This is a genomic window from Psychromonas algarum (assembly GCF_004376845.1).
Classification (GTDB): Bacteria; Pseudomonadota; Gammaproteobacteria; order Enterobacterales; family Psychromonadaceae; genus Psychromonas.
In genome coordinates this window covers 124711-146157 of record NZ_SNUW01000009.1, presented here as the reverse complement: position 1 = coordinate 146157, position 21447 = coordinate 124711, and the positions used below count along the sequence as shown (strand labels likewise).

The 21447-nt window shown below is 38.7% G+C and carries 27 protein-coding genes; 6 read left to right on the top strand and 21 right to left on the bottom strand.

Annotated elements, in window-relative coordinates; genetic code table 11:
- Positions 1-340: 340 nt before the first annotated feature.
- The 4 genes from glnA (at position 341) to glnG (ending at position 4942) form a co-directional block, all read left to right on the top strand.
- Positions 341-1759, top strand: coding sequence for a glutamate--ammonia ligase (gene glnA, locus E2R68_RS10060; RefSeq protein ID WP_134277555.1), 1419 nt, complete (start codon positions 341-343; stop codon positions 1757-1759).
- A 128-nt stretch (positions 1760-1887) separates the two neighbouring features.
- Positions 1888-2421 carry a DUF4124 domain-containing protein gene (locus E2R68_RS10055; protein ID WP_134277554.1) on the top strand — a complete coding sequence of 178 codons (534 nt, stop codon included), beginning with the start codon at positions 1888-1890 and terminating at the stop codon, positions 2419-2421.
- Between the two features lie 12 nt (positions 2422-2433).
- The gene (glnL, locus tag E2R68_RS10050; protein ID WP_243834644.1) at positions 2434-3495 is read left to right on the top strand and encodes a nitrogen regulation protein NR(II); all 1062 of its coding nucleotides are present in this window, start codon (positions 2434-2436) and stop codon (positions 3493-3495) included.
- A 40-nt stretch (positions 3496-3535) separates the two neighbouring features.
- Positions 3536-4942, top strand: coding sequence for a nitrogen regulation protein NR(I) (gene glnG, locus E2R68_RS10045; RefSeq protein WP_134277553.1), 1407 nt, complete (start codon positions 3536-3538; stop codon positions 4940-4942).
- Positions 4943-5050: 108 nt separating this feature from the next.
- On the opposite strand, the gene recG is transcribed toward glnG, so the two are convergent.
- On the bottom strand, positions 5051-7123 hold the full coding sequence (gene recG / locus E2R68_RS10040) for an ATP-dependent DNA helicase RecG (protein WP_134277552.1): 2073 nt from the start codon (positions 7121-7123) through the stop codon (positions 5051-5053).
- Positions 7124-7244: 121 nt separating this feature from the next.
- On the opposite strand from recG, the gene E2R68_RS10035 reads away from it, so the two are divergent.
- Entirely contained in the window at positions 7245-8093 is an 849-nt protein-coding gene (locus E2R68_RS10035) for a phospholipase A (RefSeq protein ID WP_134277551.1), read from the top strand.
- A 15-nt stretch (positions 8094-8108) separates the two neighbouring features.
- Here E2R68_RS10035 and E2R68_RS10030 read toward each other — a convergent pair whose 3' ends face one another.
- From E2R68_RS10030 to trmH, 3 genes are read right to left on the bottom strand one after another with little or no spacing between them, the layout of a single operon-like run.
- A complete protein-coding gene (locus tag E2R68_RS10030) occupies positions 8109-9509 on the bottom strand; it encodes a GTPase/DUF3482 domain-containing protein (RefSeq protein WP_243834643.1) in 1401 nt (466 codons plus the stop codon).
- Positions 9502-10962 (bottom strand): DUF2868 domain-containing protein, encoded by a 1461-nt coding sequence (locus E2R68_RS10025; RefSeq protein ID WP_208380201.1) that lies wholly within the window; start codon positions 10960-10962, stop codon positions 9502-9504. The genes E2R68_RS10030 and E2R68_RS10025 overlap by 8 nt, the downstream gene beginning before the upstream one ends.
- A 17-nt stretch (positions 10963-10979) precedes the next feature.
- On the bottom strand, positions 10980-11666 hold the full coding sequence (gene trmH, locus E2R68_RS10020; RefSeq protein WP_134277548.1) for a tRNA (guanosine(18)-2'-O)-methyltransferase TrmH: 687 nt from the start codon (positions 11664-11666) through the stop codon (positions 10980-10982).
- Positions 11667-11866: 200 nt separating this feature from the next.
- Here trmH and oxyR point away from each other — a divergent pair, with 200 nt between their 5' ends.
- On the top strand, positions 11867-12769 hold the full coding sequence (oxyR, locus tag E2R68_RS10015; protein ID WP_134277547.1) for a DNA-binding transcriptional regulator OxyR: 903 nt from the start codon (positions 11867-11869) through the stop codon (positions 12767-12769).
- A gap of 82 nt (positions 12770-12851) precedes the next feature.
- Here oxyR and rplQ read toward each other — a convergent pair whose 3' ends face one another.
- The 17 genes from rplQ to rplN all read right to left on the bottom strand — a co-directional run bounded on the left by rplQ (position 12852) and on the right by rplN (position 21331).
- Positions 12852-13232 (bottom strand): 50S ribosomal protein L17, encoded by a 381-nt coding sequence (rplQ, locus tag E2R68_RS10010; protein WP_134277546.1) that lies wholly within the window; start codon positions 13230-13232, stop codon positions 12852-12854.
- A gap of 35 nt (positions 13233-13267) precedes the next feature.
- On the bottom strand, positions 13268-14254 hold the full coding sequence (locus tag E2R68_RS10005; RefSeq protein ID WP_134277545.1) for a DNA-directed RNA polymerase subunit alpha: 987 nt from the start codon (positions 14252-14254) through the stop codon (positions 13268-13270).
- Between the two features lie 25 nt (positions 14255-14279).
- On the bottom strand, positions 14280-14900 hold the full coding sequence (gene rpsD / locus E2R68_RS10000) for a 30S ribosomal protein S4 (protein ID WP_134277544.1): 621 nt from the start codon (positions 14898-14900) through the stop codon (positions 14280-14282).
- A gap of 33 nt (positions 14901-14933) precedes the next feature.
- Positions 14934-15323 (bottom strand): 30S ribosomal protein S11, encoded by a 390-nt coding sequence (rpsK, locus tag E2R68_RS09995; protein WP_019613697.1) that lies wholly within the window; start codon positions 15321-15323, stop codon positions 14934-14936.
- Between the two features lie 11 nt (positions 15324-15334).
- Entirely contained in the window at positions 15335-15691 is a 357-nt protein-coding gene (gene rpsM, locus E2R68_RS09990; protein ID WP_134277543.1) for a 30S ribosomal protein S13, read from the bottom strand.
- 133 nt (positions 15692-15824) lie between these two features.
- Entirely contained in the window at positions 15825-15938 is a 114-nt protein-coding gene (gene rpmJ, locus E2R68_RS09985; RefSeq protein ID WP_011770886.1) for a 50S ribosomal protein L36, read from the bottom strand.
- Positions 15939-15971: 33 nt separating this feature from the next.
- A complete protein-coding gene (secY, locus tag E2R68_RS09980) occupies positions 15972-17300 on the bottom strand; it encodes a preprotein translocase subunit SecY (RefSeq protein ID WP_134277542.1) in 1329 nt (442 codons plus the stop codon).
- A gap of 6 nt (positions 17301-17306) precedes the next feature.
- Positions 17307-17741: a 50S ribosomal protein L15 gene (gene rplO, locus E2R68_RS09975; RefSeq protein ID WP_134277587.1), complete on the bottom strand. Its 435-nt coding sequence runs from the start codon at positions 17739-17741 to the stop codon at positions 17307-17309.
- Between the two features lie 4 nt (positions 17742-17745).
- Positions 17746-17928, bottom strand: coding sequence for a 50S ribosomal protein L30 (rpmD, locus tag E2R68_RS09970; RefSeq protein ID WP_134277541.1), 183 nt, complete (start codon positions 17926-17928; stop codon positions 17746-17748).
- A 6-nt stretch (positions 17929-17934) separates the two neighbouring features.
- A complete protein-coding gene (rpsE, locus tag E2R68_RS09965) occupies positions 17935-18435 on the bottom strand; it encodes a 30S ribosomal protein S5 (RefSeq protein WP_025563067.1) in 501 nt (166 codons plus the stop codon).
- A gap of 11 nt (positions 18436-18446) precedes the next feature.
- Positions 18447-18797 carry a 50S ribosomal protein L18 gene (rplR, locus tag E2R68_RS09960; protein WP_134277540.1) on the bottom strand — a complete coding sequence of 117 codons (351 nt, stop codon included), beginning with the start codon at positions 18795-18797 and terminating at the stop codon, positions 18447-18449.
- A gap of 9 nt (positions 18798-18806) precedes the next feature.
- Positions 18807-19340 (bottom strand): 50S ribosomal protein L6, encoded by a 534-nt coding sequence (gene rplF / locus E2R68_RS09955; RefSeq protein WP_134277539.1) that lies wholly within the window; start codon positions 19338-19340, stop codon positions 18807-18809.
- Positions 19341-19350: 10 nt separating this feature from the next.
- Entirely contained in the window at positions 19351-19743 is a 393-nt protein-coding gene (gene rpsH / locus E2R68_RS09950) for a 30S ribosomal protein S8 (RefSeq protein ID WP_134277538.1), read from the bottom strand.
- Positions 19744-19768: 25 nt separating this feature from the next.
- Positions 19769-20074, bottom strand: coding sequence for a 30S ribosomal protein S14 (gene rpsN, locus E2R68_RS09945; protein ID WP_028869300.1), 306 nt, complete (start codon positions 20072-20074; stop codon positions 19769-19771).
- 11 nt (positions 20075-20085) lie between these two features.
- Positions 20086-20625, bottom strand: a complete 540-nt coding sequence (gene rplE / locus E2R68_RS09940) for a 50S ribosomal protein L5 (protein WP_113819682.1) — start codon at positions 20623-20625, stop codon at positions 20086-20088.
- Positions 20626-20637: 12 nt separating this feature from the next.
- Positions 20638-20952: a 50S ribosomal protein L24 gene (gene rplX, locus E2R68_RS09935; RefSeq protein WP_134277537.1), complete on the bottom strand. Its 315-nt coding sequence runs from the start codon at positions 20950-20952 to the stop codon at positions 20638-20640.
- A 10-nt stretch (positions 20953-20962) separates the two neighbouring features.
- Entirely contained in the window at positions 20963-21331 is a 369-nt protein-coding gene (rplN, locus tag E2R68_RS09930) for a 50S ribosomal protein L14 (RefSeq protein ID WP_025563074.1), read from the bottom strand.
- Positions 21332-21447: the final 116 nt, after the last annotated feature.

Below are 21447 nucleotides of genomic sequence, written 5' to 3'. Positions count from 1 at the left end.
CCAAATGTGCGCACATTGTAAACATAATTTCAAAAATAGAAAGTTTTAAGTCTGTCACAGTTACCTTAAATGTTGAAAAATCACAAAAAAGGAAGCGAACTAAGGCCCAGACCAGACAAAGCACCACAAAGAAGCGTGACAGCACCAACTTGGTGCAAAAAATAGCAGTAGAGAGCATATCGTAAAACAAAAACATAGGTATAATAGGGGTTCGTCAAGTTGGCACAGTTTTAGCTACTTGTATGTAACATAAACTCAGAATTACGATAAATCGTTTTTCATATATGAGTAACGATTTATTTTTTACAACATTTTTTGATGTCAAATGAGGTTCTACAACATGTCTTTACAAACATATCAAGACGTTTTAGCTCTTATCAAAGAGCAGGACGTAAAATTCGTTGATTTACGCTTTACTGATACACATGGTAAAGAGCAACACGTATCTATCCCACACCACCAAGTAGACGAAGACTTTTTCGAAGACGGTAAAATGTTTGACGGTTCTTCAATCGCTGGTTGGAAAGGTATTCAAGATTCAGACATGGTATTAATGCCTGTAGCTTCAACTGCTGTACTTGACCCATTCACAGATGACGTAACATTAAACTTACGTTGTGACGTAGTAGAACCAAAAACTAAACTAGGTTACGACCGTGATCCACGTTCTGTAGCTAAACGCGCTGAAGCTTACATGCGTTCAACAGGTATCGCTGACACAGTTTTATTTGGTCCTGAACCAGAATTCTTCCTATTTGATGACGTTAAATACGGTAACAGCATTCAAGGTGCATTCTACTCAATCGATGCAAAAGAAGCTGCATGGAACTCAGGCACTTCATACGAAGATGGTAACACTGGTCACCGTCCTGGTATTAAAGGCGGTTACTTCCCAGTAGCACCTGTTGATTCAGCTCAAAACATCCGTTCTGCTATGTGTTTAATCATGGAAGAAATGGGTCTAGTTGTTGAAGCACATCACCACGAAGTAGCAACAGCTGGTCAAAATGAAATCGCTTGTCGTTTCAACACTATGGTTGAAAAAGCAGATGAAATCCAAATCTACAAGTATGTAGTTCATAACGTTGCTCACGCATACGGTCAAACTGCTACATTTATGCCTAAACCTCTTGTTGGCGATAACGGTTCTGGTAACCACTGTCACCAATCTCTAGGTAAAGACGGTGTTAACTTGTTCTCTGGCGACCAATACGGCGGCCTTTCTGAACTAGCTCTTTACTACATCGGTGGTATCATCAAGCATGCTAAAGCGATTAATGCATTTACAAATGCATCAACTAACTCGTACAAGCGTCTTATCCCAGGTTTTGAAGCACCAGTAATGCTTGCATACTCTGCAGGTAACCGTTCTGCTTCTATCCGTATTCCAATCGTACCAACTGCACGTGCAGCTCGTATCGAAGTACGTTTCCCTGACCCAACAATGAACCCTTACTTAGGTTTCTCTGCAATGTTGATGGCTGGCCTTGACGGTATCAAAAACAAGATCCACCCAGGTGAATCTTTAGATAAAGATTTATACGATCTACCTAAAGAAGAAGCTGATGCGATTCCACAAGTTGCTGTTTCTTTTGAAGAAGCGCTTGCTGCTCTAGATGCAGATCGTGAGTTCCTTACTGAAGGTGGCGTATTCTCAAATGAAGCTATTGATGCATTCATTGAGCTGAAAACTAAAGAATGTGAAGCAGTATCTCAAGCAACGCATCCTAAAGAATTTGATTTATACTACAGCGTATAATTCAATGGTTTAGTAACATGTGCAAGTTCATGTTATGAATGACAAAACCCGTGCTTGCGCGGGTTTTTTATTGCCTAAATCCTTTATCTACCCGAAAATAAGTCAACTTTCTTATTAAGGTTTTTATTATGAAATTTGCAATTGTATGCTTATCTATTACGTTGTTTTTACAAGCTCCTTTATTACATGCAGACACAAAAATATACCATTGGGTTGATGAAAATGGGAATAGCCACTTCTCAGATACCGCAGTACCAGGTACTGAGCAAATTACAGCCGATAATAAAAATCTAGTTTCTGCAGAAGCATTAAAGGCTGACTCAACAGCTAAAAAAAATAGTGGCTCAGTTGTTAAGGCTGAAAAAGGAATTGAGTATCAAGCTGAAATTATTTCGCCACAAAATGACATGGCGATCCGTAGTAATGAAGGCACATTAGAAATCCACGTTAAAATAACGCCTGAAAAAACGAATACTCAACGACTGCAATTAATCTTAGATGGAGAAGCATTAGGATCTCCACAGATATCGCCGACTATTCGGGCATTGAATGTTGACCGCGGAACGCATCAAATCCAAGTTCAATTATTGGGGGCTAAAGATAAAATTTTAGCTACAACTCAAATCGTTACAGTGCACTTACAGCGTGTATCGATTAAATAGATTGGTTAAATTATGCAACATGAACCAAGTACTCCACTAATATTTGCTTTTATGGAAGAAGCTAAAACAGCCTTTGTTGCTTTAAATTCTTCTCTTAAATTAATTTATGCAAACCCTGCAAGTGAACAATTATTATCACAAAGCAAACAACGTTTATATCAACAAACTTTGCAATCACTAGCAGAGCAATTTCATTTTCCACCTAAACCAATTAAAAAACTATTACTTAATAAATCATCTTTCACGGAAAATGAAGTTACCCTAAATGTTGATTTTCACCCTGTTTTAGTTGATTTAAGTGCCAGTTATATCGTATTTGAAGATGAAGAGTATGTGATCATTGAGATGCGTTGTATTGAGCAACAAAAACGTATTAGCCAAGTGCATTACCAAGAACATCAACAAAAGGCAGCACAAGAGTTAGTACGCGGTTTAGCCCATGAAATCAAAAATCCGCTTGGTGGATTACGAGGCGCAGCTCAACTATTAGAAGCAGAACTACCTGACCCTGAATTAAAAGAATTCACACAAATTATTATTGAACAAGCTGATCGATTAAGTGCATTAGTAAATCGTTTATTAGGACCTCAAAAATTAGGTACAAGAAGTGTTCATAACATCCATTCAGTTTTAGAAAGTGTTCGTAGATTAGTGAATATAGATCTACCAGAAAATGTAAAGCTACAAATTGATTATGACCCTAGTATTCCAGATTTTGAAATGCAATCAGATCAGTTGCAACAAGCCTTTTTAAATATTGTACAAAATGCGGTACAAGCATTACAAAATCAACCGGAACAACATATTGTTACGATACGCACTCGTACTGCGCATCAAATTACGATTAATGGTTTACCTCAACGCTTAGCCACTGAAATTAAGATCATTGATACCGGTCCCGGCATACCTGAGCACCTTAAAAGTACACTATTTTATCCCATGGTAACCGGTCGTAAAGATGGTACAGGATTAGGATTATCCATTGCACAAGAATTAATAAAACAACATCACGGACGGATCGAATTTACAAGCAGCAAAGGATATACTGAATTTGCTGTTTATTTACCAATTTAACTTTTAGCCGATATATAAGAATAAAAAATAAGGAATTATAATGGCCGCTTGGATTGTAGATGATGACCATGCTATTCGTTGGGTATTAGAACGCACATTAAAAGCAGAGAATATTGAGCATGCAAGTTTCCCTGATGCCGAATGTTTATGGCAACAATTATTAATTGAACAACCAGAGATTATTATCTCTGATGTACGTATGCCTGGTATTGACGGATTAGAGCTGATGCAAAAAATTCATCAGCGTTATCCTTTGATACCTATTATTATTATGACGGCACACTCAGATCTAGATAGCGCAGTAAACGCTTACCAAAGTGGTGCATTTGAATACTTACCAAAACCCTTTGATATCCATGAAGCCACTGCTTTAATTAAACGTGCACTCAACCACAGCAAAGAATTAAAACAACAAAAGAAACCTAATGTACAGCCACTTGCGACACCTGAAATTATCGGTGAAGCCCCAGCTATGCAAGAAGTATTCAGAGTTATCGGACGATTGTCTCGCTCAAGTATGAGTGTTTTAATCAATGGCCAATCGGGAACAGGTAAAGAATTAGTTGCACAAGCACTACACAAACATAGCCCACGTAAAAACGAAACGTTCATCGCTTTAAATATGGCGGCAATCCCTAAAGAATTAATTGAGGCTGAATTATTCGGTCACGAAAAAGGGGCATTCACCGGTGCGGCAGCTAATCGCCAAGGTCGTTTTGAACAAGCCGATGGTGGCACATTATTTTTAGATGAAATTGGTGATATGCCTTTAGATGTGCAAACTCGATTATTACGCGTATTAGCAGATGGTCAATTTTATCGTGTCGGTGGCCATCAAGCTATTAAAGTAGACGTTCGAATAATTGCTGCAACGCATCAAAATTTAGAGCAAAAAGTAAAAAGTGGTGATTTTCGAGAGGATTTATTCCACCGATTAAATGTAATACGTTTACAACTACCGGCGTTAAAAGAACGTAGAGAAGATATTCCATTACTTGCTAATCATTTTTTACATCACATTGCGACTGAACTTTCAGTAGAAAGTAAACAATTAACCAAAGAGACCACAGCCCATCTTTGTCAATTGCCATGGCCCGGTAATGTTCGTCAGCTTGAAAATATCTGTCGATGGTTAACGGTAATGGCAAGTGGTCAAGAAGTACATGTCAGCGATCTTCCTCCTGAATTAGGTGAAGAAGAAAGTCAGCCACAACACGATGGTAACGAACCATTAATATGGCAAGAAAGCTTAAAAAAATGGACTGATGCTCAACTAAAAAGTGGTCAAGATAATATTTTAGGGCAGCTGATACCTGAAGTAGAAAAAATTATGTTACAAAGTGCTTTAAAACACACTCAAGGCAAAAAACATGAGGCAGCTAAATTATTAGGCTGGGGGCGTAATACCCTGACACGTAAGTTAAAAGAGTTAAACCTAGTTGAATAACAAATAATATTTTATATAGAAAATCAAGGCTTGCCCCAAAAAGGTGCAAGCTATTTGTTATAGCGATGACATTAAATAAACAAGCTCTTTATTGTGATTGGTATTGCTTTAAACTTGTGCATAAATAGGCTTATCACCTAACCAACGTTCAACTAAAGGAAGAATATATTCAGGGTGAGATTGTATTAATGAGTTAGCTAATTGTTGAACTTGTGGAATTAATACCTGATCTCTTAATAAATCAGCAATTTTCATATCTGCAATCCCCGTTTGTTTAGTACCTAATACTTCACCTGGGCCTCTAATCGCTAAATCTTGTTCTGCAATATAAAATCCATCATTACTTTCACGTAATACATTTAAACGCTTTAATGCCGTCTTTGATAATGGATATTTGTATAATAAAACACAGTGGCTAGCAACATTTCCTCGGCCTACACGACCACGTAATTGATGTAATTGGGCCAATCCTAAACGTTCAGGGTTTTCAATGATCATTAAACTTGAATTAGGTACATCAACACCCACTTCAATTACAGTTGTCGCAACTAATAAATCTAATTCACCTGCTTTAAACGCATCCATAACATACTGTTTTTCAGCGGCTTTCATACGTCCATGCACTAAACCAATACGTAAGTCTGTTAAGGCAAGTTGTAAACTATTGGCTGTATCTTCGGCAGCTTGGCACTCTAATGCTTCCGACTCTTCAATAAGTGTACACACCCAATAAGCTTGCCTACCTTCATTTTTACAAGCTTGATAAACACGTTGAATAATTTCATCACGGCGAGTATCTGCTAGCGCAACCGTTTTAATTGGTGTTCGTCCCGGTGGTAACTCATCAATGACAGAGACACTTAAATCCGCATAAGCTGTCATTGCTAATGTTCGAGGGATCGGCGTTGCTGTCATGGTTAATTGATGAGGCACTAAGCCATTATTAATGCCTTTCTCACGTAACGATAAGCGCTGATGAACTCCAAAACGATGCTGTTCATCAACAATAATTAAAGCTAAATTATGAAATTTCACATTATCTGAAAATAGTGCATGCGTCCCCACCACCATTTTAGACAAACCTAAGGTAATATTTTCAGCTTGATCTCGTTTTTCTTTTACCTTCATTTTTCCTGATAGCATGCCAACTCGAACACCTAAAGGCTCAAACCAATTTTGAAAGTTCAATAAATGTTGCTCAGCAAGTAATTCCGTTGGAGCCATTAAAGCCACTTGATAACCCGCTTCAATTGCTGTTAATGCTGCTAAAGCGGCAACTAATGTTTTTCCTGAGCCCACATCTCCTTGAACTAACCGCATCATTGGAATTTCAAGCATTAAGTCTTGTTGTATTTCAGCATTTACTCTTTGTTGTGCATTAGTAGGGGAAAAAGGTAAGTAATTTAATAATTGTTGAGATAAATCACCTGTACCTTGTAATTTAATAGACTGATGCTGTTGTGCTTGTTCACGTAATACCAACATACTAATTTGCTGTGCTAATAACTCTTCAATTATCAAACGCTGTTGGGCTGGGTGAGTACGACTTTCCAATTGCTCAATACTTGCAGTAGGTGGCGGGCGATGGATGGTCATGAGTGCATCAAATAAGCTAATTGGGTGAGATAATAATGCAGTTGGAATGAGCTCTTCTACTTGGTTTTGTTGTAAATGTTGTAACGCTTGTTCAGTTAGTTGGCGCAGACTGTTTTGTTTTAAACCTTCAGTCGTGGGATAAATAGGAGTTAGTGCTTCTTCAACGGAAGCTTCTTGATAGTCGGCAACTAATGAATAATCAGGATGAGTCACTTCTAAGCCTTGGTAACCCCGCTTAAATTCTCCAAAACATCGTATCCATTGCCCTTCTTTAAAGCTATTTTTTTGTGCCGCAGTAAAATGAAAGAAACTGATAGTTGCGATCCCTTCACCATCACTAATTTTACATTTTAAAATACGACGTTTACCAAATTGAACTTGGCAACTGACAATTTCACCTTGAACACTAACCTGCATACCATCTTTTATCTCTTTAATCGGATAGATACGAGTTCGATCTTGATAATGTAATGGCAAATGAAATAGCATATCTTCAACTGAATTTAAGCCAATTTTACTCAGCCTTTCAGCGGCTTTAGCACCAACGCCTTTTAAAGCTGACAAAGGTATTTTATTTAATTTCATTTATCATCCTAGCAACGTTTCAAATCTATTGCGTTAGCTTCCAATTATACAAATTTACTCTATACGCCTAATTTTTTATGGGTAAACTTAACATTATTAATCGTACTTATAGGGTGATGATGTGCATTTTGTTTTTTGGGTTTTACTATTTTTTAGCTCTACAATACTTGCTCAAGAAAGTGCTATTGATAAGCGCTTAGAAGAAGAAGCAATAAGTGAACGATCTAATTTCTCTATTATACCGCACAAGCAAAACTATATATTACCATTTACATTTAACAACAATATCCAAAATTATAATATGTATCGTGATCAAGATGGTGAAACGACACAACAACGGATCGAAATTAAATACCAAATCAGCTTCAAAATGCCTTTATTCCATCATATTGGTAATTTACCTATCTCAGGTTATTTCGCTTATAGTCAGACCTCTTACTGGCAAGCTTATAATACAGAGAATTCATCTCCTTTTCGTGAAACTGATTATGAGCCAGAAGGTTTCTTAGTCTGGGAAGTAGACCATAAGTTAGGCGCAGGTTGGAATTTTAAAGTTGCAACGATAGGATTTACACACCAATCTAATGGACAATCAGACCCTATTTCACGAAGCTGGAATAGGATCAATGCAAACTTATTATTTGAGCACGGTAACTTTGTAGTAAATATCAATCCTTGGTACCGATTCAAAGACTCACCAGATAACAATCCTGATTTGATTGATTATTATGGCCATGGAGAAATTTTATTTGCTTATAAACATAATGAGCATGTTTATTCACTTACAAGTCGTAATAACTTAGAAAGTGGTTTTAACAGAGGCTCTGTAGAAGCAACATGGAGTTTCCCACTTTATGGAAAAGTGAAAGGCTACATGCAAGCATTTTCTGGTTACGGCAATAGCCTAGTAGAATATGATCTTTATACTAATACACTGGGTATTGGGATTTCAATTTCTGACTTTTTATAACTATTATTAATAAACTTAATTGCTTTTTAATGATGTTAAATAAGTGGTTATTTGCTCTATTAATAAGACCTTTTTTTCTTTTAGCTTTGGCTGATCACTTTTATTTAAAGTAACCCATTGTGGATGCTGACGTGCGCGACTTAGCCATTTACTCCAATACTTAGGCAAAATGTCTTTATTTGAATCCAGATGTTGTAAAGAAAGTTTATTAACACTTGCATGGCCTCTTTGCTGTAAAGCACTCAATAAACTTAGCTGCCTAGCCCATAGAACATGTAATGTAAGATCATCTGCACAAAGATAACGATGGCCTTTAATGCTTGCTTCTATTTCATCATAATAGCGTTGTTTAACACCCCATAATGCGCCCATAACACCGCCCGTCATCGCAGCAGCACCTAATGTCATACCTGCAGCAAATATATCAACAGCAACACCAACACCTGCTCCTTTTACAAAATTACTGGTGACCTTTATACCAAATTCTTGCAAATTATCAGAAGAAAAAAGATCTAACTCCCACTCTCCCTGTTCGATAGGTAAATCATATTGATCAATATCTTGTTGCTTAAATTGATACAGAGCTAATAACTGGCTTAATGTTTGGCTTTCTAATGAACGAATTGCCGTTTGTAAATGTTCACTCGCAACACTAATACTTTGCTCATCATTATCAGCTTTAAAACGGCAAGCGGCAGCTTCAACTAATAAAGTTGCAATTAACTGTTGAGCAGCACTTTCACGTTCCTGCCATTGTTGTTGACGCTGCTGAATTAATGCTTCAAGTTGTTCTTCTCGGTGCGCTAATAAAGTACGCATTTTATGGTAGATTTTCATTTCATCAGCAAATCGAAAAACCACACTATCAAAACTAACAAATGCATGTAGATGCAAACGAGCTAATTGTGCTTGCCAGTTATCAATATTCGTCGTACCAGCTTCAATAAAATTAAGTACCGGTATAATAGGCTTTGCCGCATAGCTCAGAATTTTTAATTCATCTCGATATTTACCTAAAATAGGCTCTCGAACATCAATAACGTAAAAGATTAGATCATTTGTTAATAAGGCTTTTAATACTTTAATCTCTTGATTTAGTTCTGGAAATTCATGCTCTCGCTCAATGAACGCTAATAAACGATCAATTTCATCTTTATGTTCAAATTTAGAATCTTCAATGGGGGTATTATCAATAATATTTAATAAATGCATTGAATCTTCTAAGCCAGGAGTATCATAAATAACTAGATTTTGATGTTCATCAATACGGATCTCAGCACCTTCAACGTGTCTTGTTGTCCCTGCTTTATTCGCAATTTCACCAAAACTAGCATCACGTAGCAGCGTACGAATTAATGATGTTTTCCCTGTATTTGCATGGCCAACAACCGCCACTGATAACAATTGTTTATCCAATTTCAACCTCATTTTTTATATCATCGCTTAATGAATTGTTATTAATAAGATAAGTGATATTTTCTGTGGAGATTCTTGCTTGGGCGGCTATTTCAATCCAATCTTGCAAGCGTACGGACAATGATGAGTTAACGTCTACAGATTGTTCCCCCAATAAGATGAGATACACAGTAACATTACTCTCATAACAACATTGCTTGACTAACCTTAACCAACCTCTGTCTGGCAGACGTTTTACATCAACATAAATTACAATATTCTCAGCTTTTGATGAAGACAATTGAGATAAAACTGCTTGTTGACTTTGATTATCCAAAATATTTATTAAGGGCTCTTCATAATGCGCTTTTATATGACTATTTGCTTGTTTTAAGCACTTTTCATCCAACTCAATAGCAAATGGATACATTTTTTCTGGTAATACTAACGCTTCGTTGTAATGAGCATTATTGACTTTCATCTCCTCAGAAGCTTTTTGTTGATCAGCATCTTTAATGAAATGGGCATTAGTAATAGGATGTAGAAGGCTTTTTAATTGCACATAATAAGGTAATGAAAAATCAATTGTAAAGTGCTTCTTTTTACTCTTGATACGTTGATAAAAGGTTAGTAATAAAATAATACGTGGTAATAAAGCGTAGATCATCAGGCTAAATATTAACAAGTTAGACCAGCTTACTCGAATATCTTGAGCTGCTTGTAATGGATTAATAATACCAATACTCGCATGGCTAACGTCACTAGGACTTGGCACATTAATAGATAACAATTCAGGTAAGTAAGTGAGTGTTTGTGTTAACCACAAAAAAGCACCTTCATTGAGGATGGTTGTCTGCCAAATAAAATCAACTTGATGGGTTGCAAGCACTAACAGCAAAGATAATGTTGCGCCTAATAAGTAACTACTCCACCATAAATGGCTAATAAACGAAAGCTGTGCTTTGCCCATATATTTGCCAAATCTATGTTCAAAATAATAACGAAAAAGTGCTGTGTAATAAGGATGTTTAGTATTTACTTTATGGTGAAATGTATCCAATAAACCAATAATAGAAACACTAAGATTAGTAAGCCAAGCAAAATTAAAAGCATAACGCTTAAAGTATAAAAATACCCACACAATTAGCGAGATCACATTTGGTACAATGAATAAAATGATGGCCCAAAAAAAGTTGATTTGAGATCCTTTTTCGCTCACTAAAAAATGTGAAACACTACTTGCGCCTACGCACAAAAATACTACGCACATCAAAGCACAAAATAGTTTAATCAAATACTGAAAATGTAAAAAGACAGGGCCAACTTGATAACGCAACTCAGCAAGTTGGGTGCGTTTCAATAATGCATCAGAAAAACTCAGATGATTATAATCTGCATTAAAATTGTTAGATGGAGATGGTTTTTCAATGATACGAATGCCTTCCGTAATTAAACGGTGTTGGTATAAGTCCACTAAGCGATCTCCTTTACTCATTTACGACCACGAATAGCATTCCACCACTCTTCACTTGCATCAATCTGCCCTTCTTCATCTAATGGAGGATAAGGTAAACTTTTCTCACGGCATAATTGTCGATAGATAGGATGCCCACCTTCAAATAAGATTCTATGTTGTTCTTCTTTTGGTAAACGGCAAACTTGATTATACATACCCGCTATTTCACGTTGTCGTTGTGCTTCATACATAATCAATGCAGATGCCACTGATACATTTAAAGATTGACACATTCCAACCATTGGAATGATGACATCTTGATCTGCTAATGCGAGAGCTTCTTGACTGATCCCAAACTTTTCTTGGCCCATTAAAATGGCAGTCGGTTTAGTATAATCTACTTCACGAAAGTCTATTGCAGTAGCGGATAGATTAGTTGCAATAATTTGCATACCTTGCTCACGCATAACCGCGACCGCATCTTGCACAGTATCATGTGAATGCACGTTTACCCACTTCTGACTTCCTGAAGCAACGTTACGAGATATTCTTGTTGAATCTATATCCCATGTTGCATGTACATTATTTATGCCAATAGCATCTGCAGTGCGGACAATTGCAGCTAAATTATGTTGCATATGTACCTGTTCCATAAAAACAGTTAAATCTGGTTGACGATGATTTAACATGGAAGTGATTCGGGCAAAACGCTCAGGAGTCATACTATCTCACATGGGAAGTTATAAAAGTCTGTATTATATAGAATTATTAACGGAGGCTAAAGCAATGAACAATAAAGCAATTTATTTTTAATACCGCACTTAATTTTAACAACAAACACTTTAAGCAGTGGCTTTAAAAAGAATGTAAGATAAGCATATTATACTCAATAAAAATCTACTTAAAGAAGATAGGCTACATAATGAATTTTAGAGATCTTGAATACCTAATTGCTTTAGAGGAATTAAAACATTTCCGAAAAGCCGCTGATAAATGTTTTGTTAGCCAGCCAACATTGAGTGGTCAAATTAGAAAATTAGAAGAAGAATTAAATGTTCAATTAATGGAACGTTCTTCACGTAAAGTCATCTTCACACCTGCCGGTAACGATATTGTAGCTAAAGCCAAAACAATTATTCTAGAAGCAAAATCTTTGAGGGAAATAGCAAAAAGCCATAATGAACCAATGCACGGTACATTACATATTGGCTTGATCCCAACAGTAGCACCTTATTTATTACCATTGGTTATCCCCGCGATTAAAGAAGCATTTCCTGATCTAGAGCTTTATCTGCATGAAAATCAAACACATGTATTACTCAAACAATTAGAAGAAGGTGAATTGGATTGTTTAATGTTGGCATTATTACCCGGAATGGAACAATTTAGACAGCTAGATTTATACGATGAACCTTTGGAGTTAGCTTTATCTGAAAAACATGCTTGGGCTAATAAGAAAGAAATTAATTTACAGCAGTTAAGAGGTGAGCATGTATTAATGTTAGCTGATGGACACTGTTTACGAGATCAAGCTATGGGCTTCTGTTTTGCAGCAGGAGCTATCGAAGATAACAGTTTTAAAGCAACCAGTTTAGAAACATTAAGACATATGATTAGTGCAGAAAATGGATTAACTTTATTACCACAGTTAGCAATTCCTTTAAGCAGAAATCAATCTGGCGTAAAATATATCCCTTTTGAAACACCAAGACCAAGCCGAAAGATAACACTATTAAGTCGTAATAATAGTGCACGACAAGTGTGTTTTAATGAACTAGCAAAATTAATCAACAAAGCAGTAGAAGCAAAATTAAACGAATATTAAGAAGGAAATTTAAAGAATAAATAAACAGATACAAAAAAGCCGAACATAAGTTCGGCTTTTTTTATTGCAACTATAAAGAAACTTACGCTTCTTCGTCCGCTACAACTGGACGGTCTACTAACTGGATGTAAGCCATTGGAGCTTTATCGCCAGTACGGAAACCACATTTAATGATACTAGTGTAACCACCAGGACGAGTCGCGTAGCGAGGACCTAGTTCATTAAATAATTTTGCTACTGTTGCATCATCACGAAGACGAGCAAAAGCTAGACGACGGTTAGCAACGCTATCCGTTTTAGCTAATGTAATTAATGGCTCAATTACACGACGCAATTCTTTCGCTTTAGGCACAGTAGTTTTAATAACTTCGTGCGTAGCAATAGAGATTGCCATATTACGAAACATAGCCTGACGGTGGCTGCTGTTTCGGTTAAGTTGACGTCCACTTTGACGATGGCGCATAACCTAATCCTTATTATTCGTAAATCGGTTTTAGACTAATCTTCGATTAGACTTGCTGGTGGCCAGTTTTCTAAGCGCATGCCTAGAGATAGTCCACGTGATGCAAGCACATCTTTGATTTCAGTTAGAGACTTCTTACCTAAATTAGGTGTTTTTAGAAGCTCAACTTCAGTACGTTGTACTAGATCACCGATATAGTGAATCGACTCTGCTTTTAAACAATTAGCAGAACGAACAGTTAGTTCTAAATCATCTACTGGGCGTAAAAGAATCGGATCAAACTCAGGTTTTGCTTCAGCTACTGGTGCTTCGTAAGTAGTGCGTAAATCAACAAATGCGTCTAACTGCTCAGCTAAAATTGTAGCTGCGCGACGAATTGCTTCTTCAGGCTCTAAAGTACCATCAGTTTCCATATCGATAACAAGTTTGTCTAAATCGGTACGTTGTTCAACACGAGCTGATTCAACACTGTAAGCAATACGCTCAACAGGACTGAAAGTCGCATCTACTAATAGACGACCAATTGGACGCTCATCTTCTTCGCTATGAATACGAGATGAAGCTGGAACATAACCGCGACCTGATTCAATTTTAATACGCATGCTGATTTCAGCATTGCCCGTTAAATTACAGATCACATGTTCTGGGTTGACTATCTCTACGTCACCATCATGAATGATGTCGCCTGCAGTAACAGGACCAGCGCCAGATTTAGTTAAACTAACTAAAACTTCGTTTTTACCTTCAAGCTTAACAGCTAGACCTTTAAGGTTTAAAAGAATCTCTAGGATATCTTCTTGTACGCCTTCTTTTGTGCTGTACTCATGTTGTACACCATCAATTTCGACTTCTGTTACCGCCGTTCCCGGCATAGATGATAACAAGATACGACGAAGAGCATTACCTAAAGTGTGGCCAAAACCACGTTCTAATGGTTCAAGAACCACTTTAGCTCTAGTTGTTGAAATTTGCTCGATATCAACTAATCTTGGTTTTAGAAAATCAATTACAGAACCCTGCATTTGTGTCCTCTCTTAACAGTTAACTTTACTTAGAGTAAAGCTCGATGATTAACTGTTCGTTAATCTCAGCAGATAAATCTGAACGTTCAGGTTGACGTTTAAATTCGCCTTCCATCTTCGTAGTATCAACTTCAACCCAAGCAAGGGCTTCACGTTGTCCAGCGATTTCTAATGCAGCGCCAATACGTGCTTGCTTTTTAGCTTTTTCACGGATTGCGATAACATCGCTAGGTTTTACGTTGAATGAAGGGATATTTACAACTTTACCGTTCACTAGGATAGCTTTATGGCTAACTAGTTGACGTGATTCAGCACGTGTAGCGCCAAAACCCATACGGTATACAACATTGTCTAAACGTCCTTCAAGAAGTTGAAGTAAGTTTTCACCAGTGTTGCCCTGTAAACGAGCAGCTTCTTTATAGTAGTTACGGAATTGCTTTTCTAATACACCGTACATACGACGTACTTTTTGCTTTTCACGTAATTGTAAACCGTAGTCTGATAGACGTGGTTTACGCGCACCGTGTACACCTGGTGCGTTTTCGATTTTACACTTAGAATCGATCGCTCGGACACCTGATTTTAAGAATAAATCAGTTCCTTCACGACGGCTAAGCTTAAGCTTAGGACCTAAATATCTTGCCATTGTTCTTTCTCCAATTACCTTAGAAAGTTGCGATTAAACGCGACGTTTCTTTGGTGGACGACAACCATTATGTGGGATCGGTGTAACGTCAGTAATATTAGTTACACGGAAACCCGCCGCGTTTAGTGCGCGAATCGAAGATTCACGACCAGGTCCAGGTCCATTTACAAAAACTTCTACGTTTTTAAGACCGTACTCTTTAGCTGCTTCAGCAGCACGTTCAGCAGCAACCTGTGCAGCGAACGGAGTAGATTTACGAGAACCACGGAAACCAGAACCACCTGCAGTAGCCCAAGAAAGAGCATTACCTTGACGGTCTGTAATAGTTACGATTGTGTTGTTGAAAGAAGCATGGATATGAGCCATGCCATCAGCAACTTGCTTTTTAACGCGCTTGCGAGCACGAGTTGGTGTTTTAGCCATGATCTCTTACCCTATTTCTTAATTGCTTTGCGCGGACCTTTACGGGTACGAGCATTCGTTTTAGAACGCTGTCCACGTACAGGCAAGCTGCGACGATGACGAAGTCCACGGTAACAACCAAGGTCCATTAGACGCTTGATGCTCATAGATACTTCACGACGTAAATCACCTTCAACGGCGAATTTAGCTACTTCTGTACGAAGAGCTTCGATTTGTGTTTCATCCAGATCTTTAAGCTTTGCGTTTTCAGCTACGCCAGACTCTGCACAAATAATTTGTGAACGAGTCTTGCCGATACCAAAAATAGCAGTTAATGCGATAACTGCATGCTTATGATCAGGAACGTTAATGCCAGCGATACGGGCCACTATGCACTCCTTAAAATTAACGATTCATTTGCGAAAAGCCCGGTAGGATACTCGACAAATGATAAATTAGCAAACAAAACACAGCTTAGATGAAAAATTCACCTAAGCTGATATATATCCAAAATCTTTCTAACTAGCCTTGGCGTTGTTTATGCTTTGGCTCTACGCAGATAACTCGCACCACACCGTGGCGTTTGATAACTTTGCAGTTACGACAGATTTTTTTAACGGATGCACGAACTTTCATTGCAACACTCCGTGATTATAACTATCAGACTGGTTATTTACCATAATCTTTCAAGTTAGCTTTTTTCAAGACAGAATCATATTGATTAGACATCAAATGAGTCTGCACCTGTGCCATAAAGTCCATGATAACAACAACAATAATTAATAACGACGTACCACCGAAGTAGAACTGCGTATTCATTGCAACCATCATAAACTCGGGAATCAAACAAATAAAGGTGATATATAACGCGCCAGCTAATGTTAGGCGTGTCATCACTTTATCAATGTAACGTGATGTTTGTTCTCCTGGACGGATTCCTGGGATAAAGGCACCGCTTTTCTTCAAATTATCTGCTGTCTCACGTGGATTAAACGTAAGTGCAGTATAAAAGAAGCAAAAGAAGATAATAGCGGCTGCATATAACATCATATGCAACGGTTGTCCTGGCTGTAATGCCAAAGAAACATCCGATAACCAACTTAAACCTTCAGTCTGACCAAACCACTGGGCAATAGTACCAGGAAATAAGATAACACTCGAGGCAAAAATTGCAGGAATTACACCAGCCATATTCAATTTCAATGGCAAGTGAGTGCTTTGCGCAGCAAAAACCTTACGGCCTTGTTGACGTTTCGCGTAGTTAACAACAATACGTCGTTGACCACGTTCAACAAATACTACAAATGCAGTAGTTGCAAAAACGATAACAATTAATGCTAATAACACTAGAAGATGAATTTCACCTTGTCGTGCTTGCTCAGCTGTTTGCCCGATTGCCGCAGGCAATCCAGCAATAATACCTACAAAGATAATGATAGAAATACCATTACCGATACCGCGTTCAGTAATTTGTTCACCTAGCCACATAAGGAACATAGTTCCTGTCACTAAGCTCACAACTGCCGTGATGTAAAAGCTTAAACCTGCATTTTCAACAAGTCCAGGCATCATCGAAGGCAAACCGGTTGCAATACCAATTGCTTGGAATGTACCTAATACCAAAGTACCGTAGCGTGTGTACTGGTTTATCTTACGACGACCAGCTTCACCCTCTTTCTTTAGCTCCGCTAAAGGAGGATGAACTACCGTAAGCAGTTGGATAATAATAGAAGCCGAAATGTACGGCATAATACCCAATGCAAAGATAGAAGCACGCTCAAGCGCACCACCAGAGAACATGTTAAACATTTCTATGATGGTACCCTTTTGCTGTTGAAATAAATCAGCTAGGACAGCGGCGTCAATACCAGGAATCGGAACAAAAGAACCTGCACGGAACACTAATATAGCGCCTAAAACAAATAATAAACGTGTTTTAAGTTCGCTTAAATTGCTTCCTTGTGCCGCCTTCGAATCTAATCCTGGTTTCTTAGCCATTACCTATTATTCCTCGATTTTTCCGCCCGCCGCTTCAATCGCAGCACGCGCACCTTTGGTTACACCAAGGCCTTGTACTGTTACTGAGCGTGAGATCTCACCAGATAGAACTACTTTAGCAAACTTAGTAGTGTTTGTTAGTAGACCTGCCTGTTTCAACGTTTCTAGTGTCACTAAATCGCCTTCTACTTTAGCAATTTCGTTCAAACGAACTTCACCGCTAACTAGAGATTTACGAGATGTGAAACCGAATTTTGGTAAACGCTGTTTTAATGGCATTTGACCGCCTTCAAAACCAGGACGTACAGTACCACCTGAACGAGACTTTTGGCCTTTGTGACCGCGGCCACCAGTTTTACCAAGTCCAGAACCGATACCACGACCGACACGTTTACGTACTGGTTTAGAACCAGCAGCTGGAGATAAAGTATTTAATTTCATCATTTTACCCCTCAACCTTAACCATATAGTAAACTTTATTAACCATACCACGTACTGCTGGAGTGTCTTGCAACTCAACAGTATGACCGATGCGACGCAGGCCTAGACCTGTTAATGTTGCACGGTGCTTTGGTAAACGGCCAATTGCACTTTTGCTTTGAGTTACTTTAATCGTTTTAGTAGCCATGCTGAATTACCCCAGGATATCACTAACGTTTAAGCCACGCTTAGCTGCGATTTGCTCTGGAGAGTTCATGCTCTCTAGTGCATCCATCGTAGCGCGTACAACGTTAATTGGGTTAGTTGAGCCGTAAGCTTTTGATAGTACGTTTTGTACACCAACAACTTCTAACACGGCACGCATTGCACCACCTGCGATGATACCAGTACCTTCCGATGCTGGTTGCATATATACCTTAGAACCAGAATGACGGCCCTTAACAGGATGCTGCAGAGTGTTACCTTTTAATTGAATTTCGCTGATATTGCGACGTGCTTTTTCCATAGCTTTTTGAATAGCTGCTGGAACTTCACGTGCTTTACCATAGCCGAAACCAACACGACCATTACCATCACCAACAACTGTTAGTGCTGTAAAGCTAAAGATGCGACCACCTTTAACTACTTTTGAAACACGGTTTACTGCGATTAGCTTTTCGTTCAGATCACCGGTTTGAGATTCTACTTTTGACATAATCTTTACCCTTAGAACTGTAGACCAGCTTCACGAGCTGCGTTAGCTAGTGCTGCAACACGACCGTGGTATTGGAAACCGCTACGGTCAAAAGAAATTTTAGAAATTCCTTTCTCTACCGCACGCTCTGCAACTAATTTACCAATTAGTTGAGCTGCTTCTTTATTACCACCGTTGTTAACTTGTGCACGCACTTCTTTTTCTAATGTAGAAGCGCTTGCTACGACTTGTGCGTCTGCTGTAATTACCTGCGCGTAAGTATGGCGAGGTGTACGGTTGATCACAAGACGAGTTGCACCAAGATCTTGCAATTTCTTACGTGTGCGAGTAGCACGACGAAGACGAGATGCTTTCTTATCCATAGTCTTACCTTACTTTTTCTTCGCTTCTTTACGACGCACATTTTCATCAGCGTAACGAACACCCTTGCCTTTGTAAGGCTCTGGTGGACGGAATGCACGAATCTCTGCAGCTACTTGGCCTACTTGTTGTTTATCAGAACCTTCGATAACGATTTCTGTTTGGCTAGGAGCCGTAGCAGAAATGCCTTCAGGTAATGCATATACAACAGGGTGAGAGAAACCTAATGTTAGGTTTACATCTTGACCTTTAACTTGTGCACGGTAACCAACACCTTGAAGAAGAAGAGTCTTCTTAAAGCCTTCAGTTACACCTACAACCATGTTATTAACGTTAGCACGTGCAGTACCTGCTTGTGCCCATGCGCCAGATACACCTTCAACAGGTGCAAAAGATAATACGCCATCTTCTAAGTTAACAACAACAGCATCATTAAGAGTACGAACTAATTCGCTTTTACCACTTTTAACAGTGATCTCTTGACCATTTACTTTCACTTCTACGCCAGCAGGAACAGTAATCGGTGCCTTTGCTATACGAGACATAGATTACTCCTTAAGATACGTAACAGATGATCTCACCGCCGATGCTTGCATTACGCGCAGCTCGGTCAGTCATTACACCTTGAGAAGTTGAAACAATCGCAATACCTAAACCAGCCATAACCTTAGGAAGATCATTTGCACCTTTATAGATACGAAGACCTGGACGGCTTACTCGTTTGATAGTATCGATTACTTTTTTGCCTTCGAAGTACTTTAAAGTAACTTCTAATTCAGGCTTTGTGTCACCAGCAACAGCGAAATCTGCAATGTAACCTTCTGCTTTAAGCACAGCTGCAATTGCAACTTTTTGCTTAGAAGAAGGCATCTTAACAGATACTTTGCTTGCTGCTTGACCGTTACGAATACGCGTTAGCATATCCGAAATAGGATCTTGCATGCTCATAACTATTTACTCCGTGATTAATTGATTACCAGCTGGCTTTTTTCAGGCCAGGGATTTCTCCGCGCATCATATGCTCACGAACCTTAATACGGCTCATGCCAAATTTACGAAGATAACCATGTGGACGACCAGTAACGTTACAACGGTTACGTTGACGTACTGAGCTTGAATCACGAGGTAGCGATTGAAGCTCTAACACTGCGTTCCAACGATCTTCGTCAGAAGTATTCACATTGTTGATAGTTGCTTTTAATGCAGCGCGCTTTTCAGCGAACTTTGCAACTAGCTTCTCACGTTTTACTTCACGCGCTTTCATTGATTGTTTAGCCATTTTCTTTATCCTTACTTACGGAATGGGAAGTTGAACGCAGACAAAAGTGCGCGCGCTTCTTCGTCAGACTTAGCTGAAGTAGTAATTGTGATATCTAAACCACGTACTTTATCAACTTTATCGTAATCGATTTCAGGGAAAATGATTTGCTCACGAACACCCATAGAGTAGTTACCACGACCATCGAATGACTTAGCATTCAGGCCACGGAAATCACGTACACGCGGGATAGCGATTGTTACCAAACGCTCAAAGAAATCCCACATACGCTCTCCACGTAGTGTTACTTTACAACCAATCGGGTAGCCTTCACGAATTTTGAAGCCTGCCACAGAGCGGCGTGCTTTAGTGATCATTGGCTTTTGACCAGAGATTGCTGCCATATCTGACGCAGCGTGCTCTAGGACTTTTTTATCAGCCAGTGCTTCACCAACACCCATATTAAGGGTGATTTTCTCTATTCGAGGGACTTGCATGACAGACGTATAGTCGAATTGCTTTTGCAAATCAGACACCACGTTGTCTTTATAGAAATCATGCAGTTTCGCCATCGTAAACTCCAGTTACTTCACAAGTTCATTATTAGACTTGAAGAAACGAACTTTTTTGCCGTCTTCAATTCTAAAACCAACACGATCTGCTTTACTCGTTGCCGAGTTGTAGATCGCAACATTTGATACTTCGATTGGTGCATTTTGTTCAATAATACCGCCAGTCACACCCGCTTGAGGGTTTGGCTTTTGGTGTTTCTTTTGAACATTTACACCGTCAATAATTACTTTACCGTTAGCTAAAACTTGAGAAACTTTCCCAGTTTTACCTTTATCTTTACCGGCAATAACAATTACTTCATCGTCACGTTTTATTTTTGCTGCCATTTTCGGTTCCTTACAGTACTTCTGGCGCCAGTGAAACTATCTTCATGAAATTTTCATTTCGTAGCTCACGGGTTACAGGGCCAAAGATACGTGTACCGACTGGCTGGTTGTTTGCATTCAAGATAACCGCAGCGTTGCGATCAAAACGAATAACAGAACCATCGGGACGACGTACACCTTTTCTGGTACGCACTACCACAGCTGAATGAACATCACCTTTTTTAATTTTACCGCGAGGAATTGCTTCCTTCACAGAAACTTTGATGATGTCACCGATTGCTGCATAACGGCGATGCGAGCCACCAAGGACCTTAATACACATTACGCGTCGAGCGCCACTATTGTCGGCGACATCTAGCACACTTTGCATTTGGATCATTATAGTGCTCCGCTATTTACTATTGATACTCTCTAATTGAGTCGTGTTCCCATATTTTCAGGGAGCGGCATCATACCACCAACTTTATTAGAAAGATAGTCTAAAAAAACGGCACT